Source organism: Dysgonomonas sp. 521 (assembly GCF_010501055.1).
In the GTDB taxonomy this organism is placed as follows: domain Bacteria; phylum Bacteroidota; class Bacteroidia; order Bacteroidales; family Dysgonomonadaceae; genus Dysgonomonas.
In genome coordinates, this window is sequence record NZ_QVMO01000195.1 from 1 (window position 1) to 2,381 (window position 2,381).

Below are 2,381 nucleotides of genomic sequence, written 5' to 3' on the forward strand. Positions count from 1 at the left end.
TCTAAATATAATACCAGAAAAATGAATAAAGAATGGCCCGGATGGCTGATATGACTTTTTTTTAATATATAAATATGTAACTGATTTATATCTATATGGTTAATCCGAGTATAAATGAAAAAGATATGACTTTTTTCATGACCTCCGAGGGGTAAATTGTGCTAAACAATCAGTATTAAACTAAATTTTATGCAAAGCAAATCATCAAATTTTCAATGTCCTCTTCAAATATATGGAATCCGGTACTGCTTTACTCTTGGCTGATGTTTATGCAAATTTGGAGTTGTCCTGATTGTTTTTAAAAAACATTGTATACCTTTGTCAAAAGAGTTATTTGAATCTATGAATTGAAAATCGGCATAGCGAAAATCACAGTAGAGTGATGAGTTCCGGTTGTTTCTAAATCGTTACCTGTTATGCTCTAATAAATACATAACTATCTGTTTATAAATCGCATACATTTTAATTATAGAGTCCGCTTGCTGATTTTCAGGTAAGAGCAGACGACCTCGTTATCCAACCATATTTCCTGCAAAGGAGGTTGCTTTGGCTCCACTTGATAAATATATTTCTCTATGGCCTCTATTCTTTCCATTAGTGCCTGAAAATCGCCCGATTTCATAATTACTATTCCCATAATCCTTTGTTTTATTGATACATGGCAAAGGTCGGGAGGATAAATCACCTGTATTCACAAGTTTAGTACACTATTTTCAGATAATTTTCTTTTGTGCTGATTATAGGAGTTTTATCGCACTATGGAAAGATGTTTTTCTATACAGAATTGTAATAGGAGATTGGGTATTTTTGAATCACAGACTTTTTTCAAATCTGAACACAAAATATTATAGCGCAAACGCCAAATTATCATTCAGTTTTGTAACTGAATTGTTATTTTGTATTCATTGAAAGATATATTAACAACATATTTAAGAGGAGAACCGAAGAGGCATATTGGCCGGTTGCAATATATGGCCAGTAAAGCAATACTTCCAACGAAAGAGGCGATAAACGAGTAACTTCTCAGGATCAGCATATCTTCGTGGGATATATAGATTATGTAATTCTTACCCATCGTGATACAGACCATGTTTCGGGCCTGTATCTTATAAAAGCTGCAAAGAACGTATTGGTTAGTGAACCCGAATGGATAGCAGCAAATAAGCCCAGCGTGCGATACAAACCAAAAATGAGGAAAGAGGTCAACGTTAAACCTTTCAAATTTAAACCGACCGACATCGGCCCACAACGTTCGTCATTCGATCTATTCGAGAACGGAAGCGTCGTACTGGTACTATTGTTAAGAGTTTATATGCTTATTCTTGAACGCTATAGGAGACATACCTGTACATCGCCTAAAGTATTGCCCAAATGAAGATTGATCAGGAAAATTAAACTTATATGCAATTTCCTGATTATTTAAGGTCGTGGTCAAAAGCATTTGTTTTATCATGGAAACAACTACATCATCAATAACTTGTTTAGGGGTTATATGGAGGCTATTCTTGACAATTTTATAGAGATAACGGCTTGATATATTTAGTTTGTCAGCATAAAACTCAATACTTCTATTCTTTTTAGAATGGACTGCAAGCAGATTATAAAATGAGATTATCGTAGGACTATAATATTTACTCTTATCATCTTCTTTCTGACTATTTGCATAAGGCAATGTAAGCTCATATATTTCATAAATATAGCATATAATAAGATTCATTGCCATAACCCTTCTATTGTTATGCTTGTTGTTGTCGAATAGCAGACATAAGTTTTCAAATAATAAATCTACTGGTCGCAACTCTTTCTCGTTGTACAAATCCGGTTTCCCATATAATAGAATGCTGAAAACATTAGGGGATATCCTCGCCGATAATTCAAAGTAAAATGGCAAGGATACTGCACAACAGATTACCGAAAAATCACTCGTCGTTTCAAATACTTGAAATTCCATTGCTTCCAACAATATAAAACTATGGTTAGCTGTAAGAGTACACTTTCTCGAATTTATAGCAATGATTGCACTGCCGGAAACGCACTTCATCAATGTCAGCTCTGTAGTAAGATGTGTTTTTCCTACCATATCCAAGAGGTTGGATGTGCTGACGCGAAATTCATAATCAGATTCACCTAATCGGTAATTATTCATTTTCCTGTTCTTATTTTATTGCAAAGATAAGTAGAAAATAAGCTTTATAGAAATAATTGTTCCTAAATTCTACAACCCTGTACTTATTAAGAACTCTATAGTTACTTAAAACACATGTACCTTTGCCCCCGAATTTTATACTAGTGTCATGTCAATTTGATAATGTCTGACAAATATCGTATATTTGCCACAAAAGCAACTATGGCAATACGATACAAAGTGACATTAACTGAGG

3 protein-coding genes are annotated in these 2,381 nt (G+C 33.9%); 1 reads left to right on the top strand and 2 read right to left on the bottom strand.

Annotated features, from left to right (window positions below; genetic code table 11):
• Positions 1 to 466: 466 nt before the first annotated feature.
• Positions 467 to 637 (bottom strand): hypothetical protein, encoded by a 171-nt coding sequence (locus tag D0T84_RS22040; RefSeq protein ID WP_163310066.1) that lies wholly within the window; start codon positions 635 to 637, stop codon positions 467 to 469.
• A 405-nt stretch (positions 638 to 1,042) separates the two neighbouring features.
• On the opposite strand from D0T84_RS22040, the gene D0T84_RS23410 reads away from it, so the two are divergent.
• Positions 1,043 to 1,375 (top strand): MBL fold metallo-hydrolase, encoded by a 333-nt coding sequence (locus D0T84_RS23410; RefSeq protein WP_163310067.1) that lies wholly within the window; start codon positions 1,043 to 1,045, stop codon positions 1,373 to 1,375.
• Here the strand turns inward: D0T84_RS23410 and D0T84_RS22050 are convergent.
• Positions 1,301 to 2,146 carry an AraC family transcriptional regulator gene (locus D0T84_RS22050; protein WP_163310068.1) on the bottom strand — a complete coding sequence of 282 codons (846 nt, stop codon included), beginning with the start codon at positions 2,144 to 2,146 and terminating at the stop codon, positions 1,301 to 1,303. The two genes, D0T84_RS23410 and D0T84_RS22050, sit on opposite strands and share 75 nt — an antisense overlap.
• Between the last annotated feature and the right edge of the window lie 235 nt (positions 2,147 to 2,381).